This is a genomic window from Mycobacteroides sp. PCS013 (assembly GCF_049532645.1).
Classification (GTDB): Bacteria; Actinomycetota; Actinomycetes; order Mycobacteriales; family Mycobacteriaceae; genus Mycobacterium; species Mycobacterium gwanakae.
This window is the reverse complement of record NZ_CP150131.1, coordinates 4171746-4187203: the sequence shown is the minus strand read 5'-3', so window position 1 is coordinate 4187203 and position 15458 is coordinate 4171746. Positions and strand designations below refer to the sequence as shown.

The 15458-nt window shown below is 64.6% G+C and carries 17 protein-coding genes; 11 read left to right on the top strand and 6 right to left on the bottom strand.

Translation table 11 applies throughout. From position 1 onward, the window contains the following. The first annotated feature begins 108 nt into the window (after positions 1–108). From pdhA to RHO23_RS20805, 9 genes are all read left to right on the top strand, one after another. Positions 109–1188, top strand: a complete 1080-nt coding sequence (gene pdhA, locus RHO23_RS20845) for a pyruvate dehydrogenase (acetyl-transferring) E1 component subunit alpha (RefSeq protein ID WP_423489270.1) — start codon at positions 109–111, stop codon at positions 1186–1188. An 11-nt stretch (positions 1189–1199) separates the two neighbouring features. Continuing rightward, entirely contained in the window at positions 1200–2162 is a 963-nt protein-coding gene (locus tag RHO23_RS20840) for an alpha-ketoacid dehydrogenase subunit beta (protein WP_193601907.1), read from the top strand. Positions 2163–2178: 16 nt separating this feature from the next. Further along, entirely contained in the window at positions 2179–3435 is a 1257-nt protein-coding gene (locus RHO23_RS20835) for a dihydrolipoamide acetyltransferase family protein (RefSeq protein ID WP_423488280.1), read from the top strand. A 51-nt stretch (positions 3436–3486) separates the two neighbouring features. Next, positions 3487–4173 (top strand): sensor domain-containing protein, encoded by a 687-nt coding sequence (locus RHO23_RS20830; protein ID WP_423488279.1) that lies wholly within the window; start codon positions 3487–3489, stop codon positions 4171–4173. Beyond that, positions 4173–4853, top strand: a complete 681-nt coding sequence (locus RHO23_RS20825; RefSeq protein ID WP_423488278.1) for a sensor domain-containing protein — start codon at positions 4173–4175, stop codon at positions 4851–4853. The genes RHO23_RS20830 and RHO23_RS20825 overlap by 1 nt, the downstream gene beginning before the upstream one ends. Positions 4854–4930: 77 nt before the next feature. Next, complete coding sequence (locus tag RHO23_RS20820) at positions 4931–5668, top strand: SDR family NAD(P)-dependent oxidoreductase (protein WP_070927964.1); 738 nt, start codon at positions 4931–4933, stop codon at positions 5666–5668. Beyond that, positions 5665–6330 carry a TetR/AcrR family transcriptional regulator gene (locus RHO23_RS20815; RefSeq protein WP_057968858.1) on the top strand — a complete coding sequence of 222 codons (666 nt, stop codon included), beginning with the start codon at positions 5665–5667 and terminating at the stop codon, positions 6328–6330. Before RHO23_RS20820 ends, RHO23_RS20815 begins: the two co-directional genes overlap by 4 nt. 1 nt (position 6331) lies before the next feature. Then, complete coding sequence (locus RHO23_RS20810; RefSeq protein ID WP_046255361.1) at positions 6332–7621, top strand: acyl-CoA dehydrogenase family protein; 1290 nt, start codon at positions 6332–6334, stop codon at positions 7619–7621. Beyond that, the gene (locus tag RHO23_RS20805) at positions 7621–8670 is read left to right on the top strand and encodes a phosphotransferase family protein (RefSeq protein ID WP_423488277.1); all 1050 of its coding nucleotides are present in this window, start codon (positions 7621–7623) and stop codon (positions 8668–8670) included. Before RHO23_RS20810 ends, RHO23_RS20805 begins: the two co-directional genes overlap by 1 nt. On the opposite strand, the gene RHO23_RS20800 is transcribed toward RHO23_RS20805, so the two are convergent. Beyond that, positions 8660–10045: an amino acid permease gene (locus tag RHO23_RS20800; protein WP_423488276.1), complete on the bottom strand. Its 1386-nt coding sequence runs from the start codon at positions 10043–10045 to the stop codon at positions 8660–8662. The genes RHO23_RS20805 and RHO23_RS20800 overlap by 11 nt on opposite strands. Before the next feature lie 102 nt (positions 10046–10147). Here RHO23_RS20800 and RHO23_RS20795 point away from each other — a divergent pair, with 102 nt between their 5' ends. Beyond that, complete coding sequence (locus RHO23_RS20795; RefSeq protein ID WP_423489269.1) at positions 10148–10978, top strand: LLM class F420-dependent oxidoreductase; 831 nt, start codon at positions 10148–10150, stop codon at positions 10976–10978. Between the two features lie 54 nt (positions 10979–11032). On the opposite strand, the gene RHO23_RS20790 is transcribed toward RHO23_RS20795, so the two are convergent. From RHO23_RS20790 to RHO23_RS20770, 5 genes are all read right to left on the bottom strand, one after another. Continuing rightward, positions 11033–12124 carry an inositol-3-phosphate synthase gene (locus tag RHO23_RS20790; RefSeq protein ID WP_030097648.1) on the bottom strand — a complete coding sequence of 364 codons (1092 nt, stop codon included), beginning with the start codon at positions 12122–12124 and terminating at the stop codon, positions 11033–11035. A 41-nt stretch (positions 12125–12165) separates the two neighbouring features. Next, entirely contained in the window at positions 12166–12711 is a 546-nt protein-coding gene (locus RHO23_RS20785; protein ID WP_030097647.1) for a PadR family transcriptional regulator, read from the bottom strand. Between the two features lie 102 nt (positions 12712–12813). Next, positions 12814–13659 (bottom strand): DUF1707 SHOCT-like domain-containing protein, encoded by an 846-nt coding sequence (locus tag RHO23_RS20780; protein ID WP_057963612.1) that lies wholly within the window; start codon positions 13657–13659, stop codon positions 12814–12816. A 28-nt stretch (positions 13660–13687) separates the two neighbouring features. After that, positions 13688–14473 carry a DUF1707 SHOCT-like domain-containing protein gene (locus tag RHO23_RS20775; protein ID WP_070941656.1) on the bottom strand — a complete coding sequence of 262 codons (786 nt, stop codon included), beginning with the start codon at positions 14471–14473 and terminating at the stop codon, positions 13688–13690. 44 nt (positions 14474–14517) lie between these two features. Continuing rightward, the gene (locus RHO23_RS20770) at positions 14518–14889 is read right to left on the bottom strand and encodes a hypothetical protein (RefSeq protein WP_057968853.1); all 372 of its coding nucleotides are present in this window, start codon (positions 14887–14889) and stop codon (positions 14518–14520) included. A gap of 130 nt (positions 14890–15019) precedes the next feature. On the opposite strand from RHO23_RS20770, the gene RHO23_RS20765 reads away from it, so the two are divergent. Continuing rightward, positions 15020–15442 carry a DUF5318 family protein gene (locus RHO23_RS20765; RefSeq protein WP_046256144.1) on the top strand — a complete coding sequence of 141 codons (423 nt, stop codon included), beginning with the start codon at positions 15020–15022 and terminating at the stop codon, positions 15440–15442. The last annotated feature ends 16 nt before the right edge of the window (positions 15443–15458 follow it).

Sequence of the window (15458 nt, the reverse complement as noted above, 5' to 3'; positions counted from 1 at the left end):
ACACGCATCGGTTGCGCAGTATGACTATCTGATGCACTGTGAAGCAAGACACACCTCTGCGGTGACGGTCAGGTATGGACAGTGCATCAGATGGTTAGCGAGGCGGGTATGGAAACCATCCAGCTCCTGGATCCGGAAGGCAACCGGGTCGAGGATCCGGCGTACGGGCCGCTGGTCGCGGATATCGACGACCAGCACCTTGTCGCGCTGTATGAGGACATGGTGGTGGTCCGCCGCATCGACACCGAGGCCACGGCACTGCAGCGTCAGGGTGAGCTCGCGCTCTGGGCGCCGCTGCTGGGTCAGGAGGCCGCTCAGGTCGGTTCCGCGCGTGCGCTGGCACACGATGATTTCGCCTTCACCAGTTTTCGTGAGCACGGCGTTGCCTACTGCCGCGGTATCGAACCCACCGCCATGCTCCAATTCTGGCGCGGCTCAACGCAGTCGGGCTGGAATCCGCGCGACCACAATGTCACCGCACCCGCGATCATCGTCGGTGCGCAGTCGCTGCACGCCACCGGATACGCGATGGGTGTCAAATTCGACGGTGCCGACTCCGCGGTCATCGCGTACTTCGGCGATGGCGCGACCAGTCAGGGTGACGTGTCGGAGGCTTTCGCCTTCGCATCGAGTTTCGGTGCACCCGTAGTCTTCTTCTGCCAGAACAACCAATGGGCCATCAGTGAGCCGGTGCGGGTGCAGAGCCATCTGCCGCTGGCCGCGCGCGGCACCGGATTCGGCGTGCCGGGAATCCAGGTGGACGGCAACGACGTGCTCGCGGTGATGGCGGTGACCCGTGCGGCGCTGCGGCGCGCGCGAGAGGGTAGCGGGCCCACTCTCGTCGAAGCGGTCACCTACCGGATGGGACCACACACCACCTCCGATGATCCGACCAAGTACCGCAATTCCGCCGAGCTTGAGGAGTGGCGCGCCAAAGACCCGCTGTCGCGAGTGGAAAAATATTTGGAAAGACTTGGGGTGCTGACAGATTCGGAGAAGCAGCGCATTGTGGCCAAGGCCGATGCGGTGGCTGCCGAAATGCGCGCGGGATGTCTCGGCACCATCGAGCCGACCGCCGCCGACATGTTCAACCACGTGTACGCGGAACCACATTCGCTTGTCGCCGCGGAACGGCGCGACTACTTGGAATATCTCGCCGGCTTTGAGGATGAAGGGATCGCATCATGACCAGAATGACGATGTCCGGTGCCCTGAACGCGGGTCTGCGTGCATCCCTGGAAGACGACGACAAGGTGATCGTCATGGGGGAGGACGTGGGCAAGCTCGGCGGCGTCTTCCGGGTCACCGACGGGCTGCAGAAAGACTTCGGTGACCATCGAGTCATCGACACGCCGCTGGCCGAATCCGGAATCATCGGCACGGCGGTGGGCTTGGCCATGCGTGGATATCGCCCGGTGTGCGAGATCCAGTTCGACGGCTTCGTTTATCCGGCTTTCGATCAGATCGTGAGTCAGGTGGCCAAGTTGCACTACCGCACCAAGGGGGCGGTGGGCATGCCGCTGACCATCCGCATCCCGTTCGGCGGTGGAATCGGTGCGGTGGAACACCATTCGGAATCGCCAGAGGCCTACTTCGCCCACACCGCGGGCCTACGGGTGGTGGCGTGTGGATCGCCCCAAGATGCCTACGACATGATCCGCCAGTCCGTGGCGTGCGACGACCCGGTCATCTTCTTCGAGCCCAAGCGGCGCTACTGGGAGAAGGGTGAGGTCAACACCGAAGCACGAGACGTGCTGCCGCTGTCGTCCGCCCGCATCGTCCGGCCTGGTACCGCGGCCACGGTGGCCGCATATGGCCCGATGGTCGCCGTCGCTACTGCGGCGGCGGAAATGGCTGCGGCCGAGGGGATGTCGATCGAGGTCGTTGATCTGCGCTCCCTTTCGCCGGTCGACTTCGAGACGCTGGAGGCCTCGGTACGCAAGACGGGCCGGCTGGTGGTGGTTCACGAAGCATCGGTGTTCATGGGATTGGGCGCCGAGATCGCGGCACGCATTACCGAGCGGTGCTTCTACCACCTGGAGGCGCCGGTGCTACGGGTCGGTGGTTTCGCTCTCCCATACCCCGCCAACAAGGTGGAGCACCACTTCCTGCCCGATGCGGAGCGGGTGATGGACGCCGTCGACCGCGCTATCGCCGCGTAGGAGAGGTGCGAAATCCATGGCAGTCAAACAGTTTCTGCTTCCGGATCTCGGTGAGGGACTCACCGAAGCCGACCTGATCGCCTGGAAGGTGAAGGTCGGCGATGAGGTGAAGCTCAACCAGGTGCTCGCCGATGTGGAGACCGCGAAGGCGATGGTCGAGCTGCCGTCGCCGTACGAGGGAACGGTGGTGGCCCTGGAGGCGGCGGAGAACTCGACCCTCGCGGTCGGGTCGCCGCTGATCTCGATCGAGGTCGCCGGTGCCGAACCTGACGAGCCCGCCAACCTGGTCGGCTACGGCCCGTCGGAGTCGACGGGCCAGACCCGCCGTCGGCGTCGCGCGGGCGCGGGCTCGGCCGCCCTCGCCCTCGTCGAACCCGAAGTACCGGTTGCTCCACCGGAACCGGTGCGGGCCGCCGCGAAACCGTCGGTGCGCAAACTGGCCGCCGAACTGGGCGTGGCCCTCGACCTGATCAGCGGCACGGGGATCGGGGGCAGCATCACCCGTCAGGATGTGGAGGCCTATACGCGCAGTCTCACCGCGCGCGCTCCGCAGGCTGAGCCCCCGGTCCCGGCCCCAGTGGGCGGGGAGACGCGGATTCCCATCGCGGGCGTCCGCAAGCACACGGCGGCCGCCATGGTGCGCAGCGCCTTCACGGCGCCCCACGTCACCGAGTTCCTCACGGTCGATATGACCGCGACGATGGAGCTACTGGCCGAGTTGAAGGCGAAGTTCCCCGACCTCAAACTCACGCCCATGACGCTGGTCGCGCGGATGGTGCTGCTGACTCTGCGGTCGCATCCCTCGCTGAATTCCACCTGGGATGAGCAAGCCGGCGAGATCGTCATCAAGCATTACGTGAACCTCGGTGTGGCGGCAGCGACCGAGCGCGGACTGGTGGTCCCGAACGTGAAGAACGCCAACGGGATGTCGCTGCGTGAACTGGCGATCGCATTCGCGCAGTTGGTAACTACCGCACGCGAGGGAAAGACCGCGCCCGCCGACATGTCCGGCGGAACGTTCACGCTGACCAATATCGGAGTCTTCGGCGTCGATGCGGGTACCCCGATCATCAATCCGGGCGAAGCGGCCATCCTGGCACTGGGCTCGATTGCCAAACGCCCCTGGGTGGTGCACGGAGAACTCGCCGTCCGCGACGTCACCACGCTCGCGCTGTCCTTCGACCACCGACTGGTGGATGGTGAGCAGGGGTCCAAGTTCCTCGCGGATCTGGGTGCGCTGCTTACCGACCCGCGCATGGCGCTGGTGGTGTAGCTTCACTTCTAGCAAACCTCGGGTAGGGATGCTGGGATAGGGGGTGCGGTGATGCGGGCGGCGGCGATGTTGTTCTGCGTGATGGTTGCCTGTGGCGGCTGCTCCCGCGTAGCCGACGGACTCGCGACCCCGCCGCCCGAGCGTGCTGGCCTTTATCCAGAACTGCACGCCATCGGCGACAAGCTTCCCGGCGGCACGCTGCTCACTGGCTCGCAGATTCGCGAGATATCGGAGTTGCCACGACTAGAGCCGGGGCAGGCAGTGGACGCGATGTTCCGCTCGACCACCGACGCCACCGTGTGCGCGGCTGGCTACTCTCTGGCCGAGAGCGCTTCCTATGAGAAGCACGAGGCGGCGCGCATCGAGTTGTATGTGGAGGAGAGTGATGTCGCGCGGCTGCATACGGTGGGAAACGCGGTGGTGACCTTCTCCGACGATGCCACGGCTCGACAACAGTTCCAGCGGTTCAACGGTCTGATGGCCAGGTGCGACGCGATCACGAGCGCCACGCATACACAGCGCGATCCCTCCTCATGGAAGCTGAGCATCACCAGTGCCGACACCGCCGACGAGGTGGCGTGGACGCGCAGCGTGGTCGACTCGAGCTGGACCTGCTACATGGCTGCACGACAGCGGGCCAACTTTGTGGCATCGTCGATGTTCTGCACCCACGGTTCGGATAACAAGGCGGGCAACGTGCTGGACCGGTTGACGCTAAAACTCTCGGGGGCACGGTAATGCGCTGGGCACCAGTCGTTTTACTGACGGCCGCCGCGCTGTTGGCCTCCTGTACGCACGCGGTTGAGGGCGACGCGGCGGCCCCCGCCAGGCCGGAGAAGTTGTATCCGGTGCTGCCGCCCAGGCAGGCCGACCTTGAAGATAGGCTTCTGTCGGCGTCGGATATCCGTGCGGCAGTGGGCCTTCCGGATATCAGGACCATTCCCGCCGTCGAGTCTGTGCTCTCGACGGCCAACACGGTCTCCGACTGTGCATACGGATACTCGTTGGCCACGCGGCAGCAGTACCTGAGCTTCGGTGCGGCGCGCATCCAGGCGTATTCGGAGACGGTCGGAAGGGTTCGCCAGCACACCATAGGGTCAGCGCTGATTGTCTTCGAGACCGCTACCTCGGCAAGTCGGCAGTTCGAGCAATTCGCCCAGCGCATGTCCAGATGCGATGGAGTACATGGGGTTACCTCGGTGAACGGCATCGCGGAGAATTGGACGCTCAGCATCGGGCACAGCGGTCAAGACGAGGTGAACTGGACGCGAACCACTGACCGTTCACCGTGGTCCTGCCGTCTGGTGGCGCGCCAGCGCGCGAACTACGTCGCTTCGGTGATGTTCTGCCGACTCGACCCCAACGATGACAAGACCGAGGCGATGTTCACGCTGCTGCTGGACAAGCTCGCCCGCTGATCCACGGCTGCCGCCTCTTGCGCTATCGGCATCGCTTCTTTAATGTATCGATCGCCACATTAGTCAAGGAGGACTGGATGCTGCAGGACAAGGTCGTCGTCGTCACCGGTGGTAGCCGCGGGTTGGGCCGGGCGATGGTGCAGGCGTTCGCCGCGCATGGCGCCGATGTGGTTATTGCGAGCCGCAAGATCGACTCCTGTAACGAGCTGGCCGCCCAGGTGCAGGCCGAACACGGTCGACGTGCGCTCCCGGTGGCCTGCAATGTCAGCTCCTGGGAGCAATGCGATGAGCTGGTCGACACCGTGTACCGGGAGTTCGGGCGGGTGGACGTCCTGGTCAACAACGCCGGACTGTCCCCGCTGTACCCCAGCCTGGACCAGGTGTCGGAAGCATTGTTCGACAAGGTCATTGGGGTCAATCTGAAGGGACCGTTCCGGTTGTCGGCCCTGATCGCCACCAAGATGGCGGCAGGAGCCGGCGGTTCGATCATCAACATCAGCTCGATCGAAGCGGTGCGGCCCGACGCCACCGCGTTGCCGTACGCAGCGGCAAAGGCCGGTTTGAATGCCCTGACCCTTGGCCTCTCGCACAGCTTTGGGCCGACCGTGCGCACCAACACCATTCAATGCGGACTTTTCAACACAGATATCGCGGCGGCCTGGCCGGAAGGATTCGCCGAGGCGCTTATTCCCAGCATTCCGTTGCGCCGCGTGGGCGAACCGGAAGACATCGTCGGCGCGGCACTGTATCTCGCAAGTGATGCATCGGCCTACTGCACGGGAACGACGATTCGACTGGATGGCGGCATCCTGTGACCGAGGCCGGCGCCAAGCCGCGTCGGGGCCGTCCGCCCGCGGCCGATGGCGATGCCGCGGCGACCCGCCGGCGGATCATGGATGTGGCAACGGAACTCTTCGCCGAGAAGGGATTTCACGCGACCGGTGTTGCTGAGATCGGCGCTGCGGCCGGTGTACGGGGTGGCGCGCTGTACTACCACATCGGGTCCAAAGAGGAACTCCTCTGGGAGATCCTGCGCAGCTACATCGACGAAATGCTCACCGAGGCTGCGCACATCGCAGGCATGAACACCCCGCCCGCCAAGCGTCTGCGCACTCTCATCGGCTCCTACGTCATCCTTATCGTCAAGTACCGCAAGCAGGTTGCCATCCAGGTCCGCGATGGTTCCGCGCTGACCGGCGAGCGGGCCGCGGAGTTGCAGGGAATGCGTGACGAGTTACAGCGCTGCTGGCAACGCGTTCTCGACGAGGGCTACGAAGCCGGGGTATTTCGCACCAGCGATCACCTGATCACCAATGCGATTCTCGGGATGCTGAACATGGTGGCGGTCTGGTACCGCGCCGACGGCAAGAGCCCGGCGCAGATCGCCAAGCGCATCGCCGACATGGTGGTGGACGGCGTGCATACGGATCGTCCGCATGAACTTCCCATTGAACCCGAACCGACAGGAAGTAACTGACATGGCATGGGATTTCGAGACCGACCCCGAATACCAGGAGCTGCTGGACTGGGCTGAGGAATTCGTCCGCACCGAGGTGGAACCGCTCGATTACGTGTTCCCCAACCCGTACGACAAGTCCGATACCGAGGCCATGGACTACGTGCGACCGCTCAAGGAGGAGGTCAAGCGCCGTGGGCTGTGGGCCTGTCACCTCGGCCCCGAGCTGGGCGGCCCGGGCTTCGGGCAGCTCAAGCTCGCGTTGCTCAACGAGATTCTGGGTCGTTCGGTGTGGGCCCCCTCGATCTTCGGATGTCAGGCTCCCGACACCGGCAATGCCGAGATCCTCGCGCACTACGGCACCGAGGCGCAGAAGGCGAAGTATCTGCAGCCGCTGATGGACGGCGACATCGGGTCCTGTTACGTCATGACGGAGCCGCAGGGCGGGTCCGATCCGACGCTGTTCAAGACAACTGCCGTGCGTGACGGTGATGAGTGGATCCTCAACGGGGAGAAGTGGTTCAACTCCGAGGCGCGGCACGCCGCCTTTTGGATCGTCATGGCCGTCACCAACCCGGATGTCAGCCCGTATCAGGGAATGTCGATGTTCATCGTCGACCCGAATGCGCCGGGGGTGGAGATCGTCAGAAACATCACCGTGCATGGGTTCAGCGAGGACGAGGCCTACACCCGCTTCACCAATGCCCGGATTCCCGCCGAGAACATGCTGGGTGCCGAGGGTGCCGCGTTCGTGATCGCGCAAACCCGCCTCGGCGGTGGTCGCGTGCATCATGCGATGCGGACGGTGGCTCAGGTGCGTAAGGCATTCGACATGATGTGCGAGCGCGTCATCAGCCGGGAAGCACGTGGCGGCACCATCGCCAAGTTGCAGATGACGCAGGAGCGCATCGCCGACAGCTGGATCGAGATGGAGTCATTCCGTCTGCTGGTGCTTCGGACTGCCTGGCTGATCGACAAGCACCAGGACTACCTCAAGGTGCGCAAGGACATCGCGGCCATCAAGGCCGCCATGCCAAAGGTGATGCATGACGTCGCCCAGCGTGCGCTGCACCTGCACGGCTCGCTCGGCGTGTCCGAAGAGATGCCGTTGGCCAAGATGTTCCTGTACTCGGAGGTGATGGGTCTAGTCGACGGCCCCACCGAGGTGCACAAGGTCACCATCGCCAAGGAAGTCCTCAAGGACTACACCCCGTATGAGGGTCTGTTCCCGCCGAGTCACATCCCGGCATTGACGGAGAAGGCCAGGGCACATGTGGCGGCCCGGCTCGAGCACCGGGTGGGCAACCTGTAATGGCGGCTCCGCAGCATGTCGACCCGAAAAGCGTTGATTTCGGTGTTGTTTCGCGCTGGATGGATGAGCAGGGACTTCCGGCGGGTGAGGTGGCGGACGTCTCGGCGATCACGGGCGGCACGCAGAACATCATGGTGCGCTTCACCCGGGGCGGCCGCGAGTATGTGTTGCGTCGGCCCCCGAAGCATCTACGTGAGGCCAGTAACAATGTGATCCGCCGGGAGTCGCGATTGCTGGGAGCGTTACGCGGACAGGGAGTTCCCGCTCCTGAGCTCATCGCGGCGTGCACCGACGAGACGGTGCTGGGCGGCGCGGTCTTTTATCTGATGGAGCCGGTCGACGGATTCAATGCCTCGGTCACCCTGCCGGAGCCGCACGCGAGCAGTCCGCAGATTCGGCACCAGATGGGGCTGGAGGCGGTCAGCGGTATCGCCGCCCTGGGGGCACTGGACTATCAGGCGCTGGGACTGGACGGGTACGGCAACCCCGACGGCTTCCTGGAGCGTCAGGTACCGCGTTGGCTCAAAGAGCTCGACTCGTTCAGCAAGCACGAGGGGTACCCGGGCCCGGACATCCCGGGTCTGCAATCCGTCGCGGATTGGCTTGAGCAGCATCGGCCGTCGCGGTGGAAGCCGGGGATCATGCATGGTGATTTCCACCTGGCGAACATGATGTTCCGCAATGATGGTCCTGAGCTCGCTGCCATCGTGGACTGGGAGATGTCGACGATCGGTGACCCGCTGCTGGACTTGGGCTGGCTGTTGGCGACGTGGCCCTCGGATGGCGACGATGCTTCACTGGGTGGAGCACTCGTGCAGGCCGGAGGTCTGCCCACGCCCGAGGAGCTCGTCGCGCACTACGCGGAATGCACGGACCGTGATCTCAGCGCGATCCACTGGTACACCGTGCTCGCCTGTTTCAAGTTGGGCATCATCTTGGAGGGCACGCACGCCCGCGCCTTCGCCGGGAAAGCGCCTGTGGCGGTGGGTGATTACCTGCACGGCCTCACGCTGCAGCTGTTCCGGCGGGCCGGGGCGATTACCGGGTAACCGGTTCGTCGGGCATCGGTGCGCGGCGCCGGGTCAGCCGGAGTGCCACGAAGGCGAGCAGGATCACCGCCCAGGACAGCAGGCTGGTCCACAGCTGCGAGCGGGTGCCGTCCTGAAAGCCCATCGCGACCAGAATCGCGACGATCGCACCGGCGGTGAGGATCGTCAACACCGGATAACCCCACATCTTGACGATCAGCTTCTCTGGGGGTGTGCGGGGCCTGAGTACCAGCTGCGATATCGCAATCATGAAGTACACAAACAGGATTACCGCGCCGGAGGAGTTGAGCAGGAATAGAAAGACGGTATCTTCGGCGACGTATGCCAGCACCACGCAGACGAATCCGATGAATGAGGACGCCAAGATGGCGTGCACCGGAACACCGCGCGAGTTGACGCGCAGCCAGCTGCGCGGTGCCTCGCCCCGGCCTGCCAACACGAACAGCATGCGGGAGGCGGTGTACATCGCCGAGTTGAGACAGGACAACACGGCGGTAAGCACGACTATCCGCATGATGTTGTCGGCGTGCGGAATTCCCATGGTCTTGAATGCGGTGACGAAGGGTGAGGTGCCCAATGTCGGGCTGTCCCACGGCACGATCACCGCGATGAGGAAGATGGAGCCCACGAAGAAGAGCCCGATTCGGTAGATGACCGAGTTGGTGGCCCTGCTGATGGCCCGCGCGGGGTCCTTGGATTCGGCGGCCGCGATGGTCGCGATTTCCGGGCCGACCATCGAAAACACCACGACCACGATGGCGGAGAAGATCGCACCGGTGCCATTGGGAGCGAACCCGCTCTTGGTGAGGTTGGAGAAGTCCATGTGCTTACCCGGCCACCAGCCCAGTACGAACATCGTACCGAGGACGAGAAATGCAATGATGGCAAGTACTTTCACACTGGCGAACCAGTATTCGAACTCGCCGTAGGACCGCACCGAGAAGAGGTTGGTGGCGGTCATGGCCACCATGAGGACAAGTGCGATCAGCCACAACGGAAAGTGCGGCCACCAATCTTGGACGATCTTGCCGCCGGCGACTGCCTCGAACCCCACGACGATTACCCAGAAGTACCAGTAGAGCCAGCCGACAGAGAATCCTGCCCAGTCGCCGAGGGCGCGGCGGCTGTAGTCGGCGAAAGAGCCCGTCGACGGATTCGCCACGGCCATCTCGCCGAGCATGCGCATCACCAGCACGATGAGCACACCGGTGATGGCATAGGTGAGGAAGGCCGCCGGGCCGGCCGCCTTGATCGTCGCACCGGACCCCACGAACAGGCCGGCGCCGATGACGCCACCGATCGCGATCATCGTCAGGTGGCGCTTCTGCAACGAATGCTGCAGGCCGCCCTCGCTGGACGATTCCGTGGTCGCCATGGATTCTCCTTACAGCCGGGTAGGTCGATGTTGCACCCCGCAATCAGATCGTGCAGCGCGTTGCCAGGAATTTCGGTGGCACGCGGGTGGTTCCTGGAGGTCATGACCGGCTTCGGTATCTCTACCTCATCGGCCGACGGATACGTGGCCCCCGACGTGCTCGCGCGCGCTGTCGAGGAGCGCGGCTTCGACTGGCTGCTCTTCGACGACCACTCCTACTTCCCGGTCGACACACCCGATGACATCGATCCGGAGTTCCGGGCGCGGCTTCCGTTGATACGAGACCTTCCGGTGGTGCTCGCCTACGCCGCGGCGGCCACCGAGCATTTGGTGATCGGGTCCGGGGTCGCACTGTTACCCCAGCGCGATGTGTTGCACACCGCCAAGGCCTGGGCGACGCTGGCCACGCTGTCGGGCGGCCGAGCCGTGCTGGGAGTCGGCGTCGGGTGGAATCTGGGCGAGCTACGCAACCACGGCGCCGACCCGACGCTGCGTGGTGCGAAACTCGACGAACAGTTGGTCGCCCTCAAACAGCTGTGGACCGAGGACGTAGCGGAATTCCATGGCGAGCACCTCGATTTCGGGCCCGTCGCCGCGAGCCCGCGTCCACGGATGCCCATTCCGGTGTACGTGGGTGGTCCGAGCCGGGCCGCTCAGTCACGCGCGGTGCGGTTAGGTGATGGGTGGTTGCCATACGCGGCGACGTCTAGCCCCGAGGATGTGCGGGTGGCGCGTCGCCGGTTCGCGGAGCAGGGACGCGCGGATCTGCCGGTCGGTGTGAGCGGCGTGTCCGGGGAGCGGGCTGCCGCTGCGTATCTGGATGCTGGCGTGGAGCGGGTGCTCCTTCATCTGGATCCGTTGCGCGAGGACGAGACCCTTGCCGCGCTCGACCAGCTAGCCGCAGTCGCGAATCGGTTGCGGGCCAACAAATAACACCGAGGGCACACCTGACGGTGTGCCCTCGGTGGGTAGAACGAAGAAACAGGCTCAGCCTTCGATGAACTGCTCCAGCTGGGTGCGCGCGATGTCGTCGGCGAGTTGCTTCGGCGGGCTCTTCATCAGGTAGGCCGAGGCCGGAAGAATCGGGCCACCGAGTCCGCGGTCGAGTGCGATCTTCGCCGCACGTACCGCGTCGATGATGATGCCGGCCGAGTTGGGGGAGTCCCAGACCTCGAGCTTGTATTCGAGGTTCAGCGGCACATCGCCGAAGGCGCGGCCTTCCAGGCGCACGTAAGCCCATTTGCGGTCATCGAGCCACGCGACGTAGTCGGACGGGCCGATGTGCACGTTCTTGTCGTACACCTTGTCGGCCAGTGATCCGTTGAGGTTCGACGTGACGGCCTGAGTCTTGGAGACCTTCTTGGACTCCAGACGCTCACGCTCAAGCATGTTCTTGAAGTCCATGTTGCCGCCGACGTTGAGCTGGTAGGTGCGGTCCAGGGTGACGCCGCGGTCCTCGAACAGCTTGGCCATCACCCGGTGGGTGATGGTGGCGCCCACCTGGCTCTTGATGTCGTCGCCCACGATCGGCACACCGGCATCTTCGAACTTCTTGGCCCACACCGGATCCGAGGCGATGAACACCGGTAGCGCGTTGACGAACGCCACCTTGGCGTCGATGGCGCACTGGGCGTAGAACTTGTCGGCCTCTTCAGAACCCACCGGAAGGTAGGACACGAGGACGTCAACGTTGTTGTCTTTCAGCACCTTCACGACGTCGACCGGATCGGTGTCGGACACCTCGATGGTGTCGGCGTAGTACTTGCCGATGCCGTCCAGGGTCGGTCCGCGCTGCACGATGACATCGGTGGGCGGCACGTCGGCGATCTTGATGGTGTTGTTCTCCGACGCCGAGATCGCCTCGGAGAGGTCGAAGCCGACCTTCTTGGCGTCCACGTCGAACGCGGCGACGAACTTCACGTCGCGCACGTGGTACGGGCCGAACTTGACGTGCATCAGGCCCGGAACAGTGGAGTTCTCGTCCGCATCCTGGTAGTACTGCACGCCCTGAACCAGCGAGGATGCGCAGTTGCCGACGCCGACGATGGCGACTCGCACCTCAGATGATGTGTTGGACATGGACGGTTCTCCTTTACCGATGGTCGTGCGCTGTGTCACGTCTAACGCTCCTCGACTCGTGCCTGCGCGGTGCGCTCGGCGGCGATCAAGTCGTTGAGCCACTTCACTTCTCGTTCACTGGATTCCAGGCCAAGTTGGTGCAGCTGCTTGGTGTACCGGTCGAACGAACTGCTTGCCCGGGTGATGGCCTCGCGCAGGCCCTCCCGGCGCTCTTCTACCTGACGGCGGCGGCCTTCGAGGATTCGCATCCGGGCCTCGGCCGGGGTGCGGTTGAAGAACGCCAGGTGCACACCGAAGCCGTCGTCGGTGTAATTCTGCGGGCCGGTGTCCGCGACTAGCTCGCTGAAGCGAGCACGGCCGGCGGCGGTCATCTGATAGACCCGCTTGCCGCGAAGCAGCACTGTGGTGCCCGCGGGCGCGGAGTCTTCGGCGATCAGCCCATCGGCCTGCATGCGGCGCAGGGCCGGGTACAGCGAGCCGTAAGAGAACGCCCGGAATGCTCCGAGCAATCCGGTCAGGCGCTTGCGCAGCTCGTAGCCGTGCATGGGTGACTCAAGCAGCAAGCCGAGGATGGCCAGTTCCAACATGAAGTCACCTCCTCACACCGTGTATGACGCCGGAGCATCTCTCGTGCACCGATCGGGACATAGTATCGCCGCGATATATGCGGGCGCCACACGGGGGAAGATCTAACTGCCGGAGGGGTACGTGGTTCGGATGGGGGTGCCGTCCGGATTGACGTAGATCGACCCGTTCTGGAATTCACCGCTGATCGAGATGTCGATCTGAACGGTGTCCGGTGGTGCGGTCTTGTCCTCGCTCGGTTTGATGAACAGGTACGTGTTCTTGACCTCGCTCTGTTTGATGCCGAGGGTCTCGGGTGCGCCGCGCATGATGCCGATGATGGTCTTGACGTCGAACTTGGCGAGGTCAACCGTGCGGTCGGCGTGACTGCCCGACGAGTCGTCGGGATGGTCCCATCCGCCCTGATAGGTGTAGCGCAGCGTGCGGCGAGGTTCGCGGGGATCGGGGCGCGTCAGAATCGCGTAGTCCCCGTAGATGTTCAGCTCGTACCCGGTGGTGTCACCGAATTTTTGGCGCATCTGCTCAAAGAGACCCGTGAGGCCGCCGAGCGACATCAGCTGGCGTGGGGGCGTCATCACAATGGGCGCCACACCGTCGGGCTTGGCACCGGGATCGGTGGTGAAGTCCATCGGCGAGCTGGTGTTTCCGTAGGCGCCCCAACCGATGAGCACACCGACCAGGACCAGGGCGGCGGCCACACCGGCGGGCGCGTACCACCGTCGCCACCAGGGGCGTTGCGGACCCTTCAGCACGGGCATGTGGGCGGCCGCTTTGGCGTTCTGCAGATCCGAGACCAGCGAGCTGAGCTGTCCCAGCGTCGAGGCGGTGGTGGCCGAGGCAACGCGTTCGCGGTGCTCCTCCATGGACAGCTGTCCGTCGCTCAGTGCGTCGTCGAGCAGCTTGCAGGTGTCGTTGCGGTCGCTGTCCTTGGCCCGGGTGCCTGTCGCCATGCGAGGAATCGTAGAGCGATCTTGATGGTCAGGATGCGGGCACGACCTCTTTGGGCTCGCCGTTACCCGCGACGACCATTCGGCCGGTGCGGTCCCGCTCCGAGACGGTGATGGTGATGTCGACGCCCTCGTCGTTGGGCTTGATCACCATGACGGTTCCGCCCTCGCCGGCGGCGGGCACGTTCAGGGTTTCGGGTGCTCCGCGCAGGACCCCGATGATCTTGGCCGGATCGAATCGGCTCAGGTCTCCGATCCGAACGTTGCGCCAGGTACCGGGCATCGCTCCGCCGTCACGGAACCCGCCCTGATACGGGTAGGTGATGGGCAGGTTCGGATCGGTGGATTCGATGCGGACCAGCGCCGCGTTGTTGGAGCGGACGGTCAGTTCGATGCCGACGGTGTCGCCGAATTTTGCGCGCATCTGGTCCAGCAGGCCGGAAAGGCCCGGAACGGAGAACAACTTCGTCGGGGCGATCACGACGGGAGCGATGCCGTCGGCGGCCGCCCCCGGGTCCGGTGGCACCGGCCGTGTGACATAGGCACTCACCCCGGCTCCGAGGGCGGCAGCGACGACGGCGGTGACGACGATCGCCGGCCAGCGGCGCCGCGGCGGCCGGGGGATGGGTACCTGGGCCGGGAGGGCGGCGATCTGCAGATCGGAGACCACGCCGTTGAGCTCGCCGAGAGTCTGCGCACTGGTGGCGATGGCGATCCGCTGACGGTGCTCCTCCGAGGAGAGCTGGCCGTCGCCGAAGGCGGCGTCGAGCGCCGTGCACGTGACGTCTCGGTCGGAATCCTTGGCACGGGTCGCCATGCGAGGAATCGTAGAGCGGCGCGGTCCCTCAGGGCCCGGGCGCGTCAGCCCCAGTACGCGAACTCGCAGACCGGATTCGGCTCGCTCTTGAACGACACCAGCATGTCGCCCATGGTGATCGTGCAGCCGGTGGCGCCGGCCCCGCTGGCCCGGACTTCGGAGTTCGCCTCTTCGACGACGTCGATGGTGTGCTCCCAGGGCAGCGCCACATCCTTTTCGACGTGGGCCGCGCCGTCGTTCTCTTTCCAGGTGACGGTCGCCGTCCCGCCGCCGATCACCTTCAGGACCGCCGTTCCTACGACCTTTCCGGTGCCAACCGGTGGGGACGCGGTCGCCGCGGGATTGATGGCCGCGGAGGCGATGACGGTCAAGGCCGCAAAGCCACCGAGCACCGGTGATAGTCGACGGAATGTCATATGTCCCCCTCTTCCTGACAGCCGCCCCATCGTAACGAGCGGAACGCGGACAGAGATCGGCTTCGCAAAGTACGTGCTGTCTGTGTGGCCCGGGCTCGGCCAGCGCGTAATCGGACGTACTCTGGTTACCGTGCGATTGCAGAGACAGGTGGTGGATTACGCGCTCAAGCGGCGATCCCTGCTGGCTGAGGTCTATTCCGGGCGTACCGGCGTGGCCGAAGTCTGCGACGCGAACCCGTATCTGCTCCGTGCGGCCAAGTTCCACGGCAAATCGAGTGCGGTGGTGTGCCCGATCTGCCGCAAGGAGCAACTGACGCTGGTGTCGTGGGTTTTCGGCGAGCATCTGGGCGCGGTATCCGGTTCGGCCCGTACGGCCGAGGAACTGGTGTTGCTGGCCACTCGGTACTCGGAGTTCGCCGTGCACGTTGTCGAGGTATGCCGGACCTGCAGTTGGAATCATTTGGTGAAGTCGTATGTCATGGGCGCCCTCCCGGCGCCGAAGGGGACCACCCCACGTCAGCGAACAACTCGTGCCCGGACGGCCAGTGAATAGGCCACAGGGTGAGGGC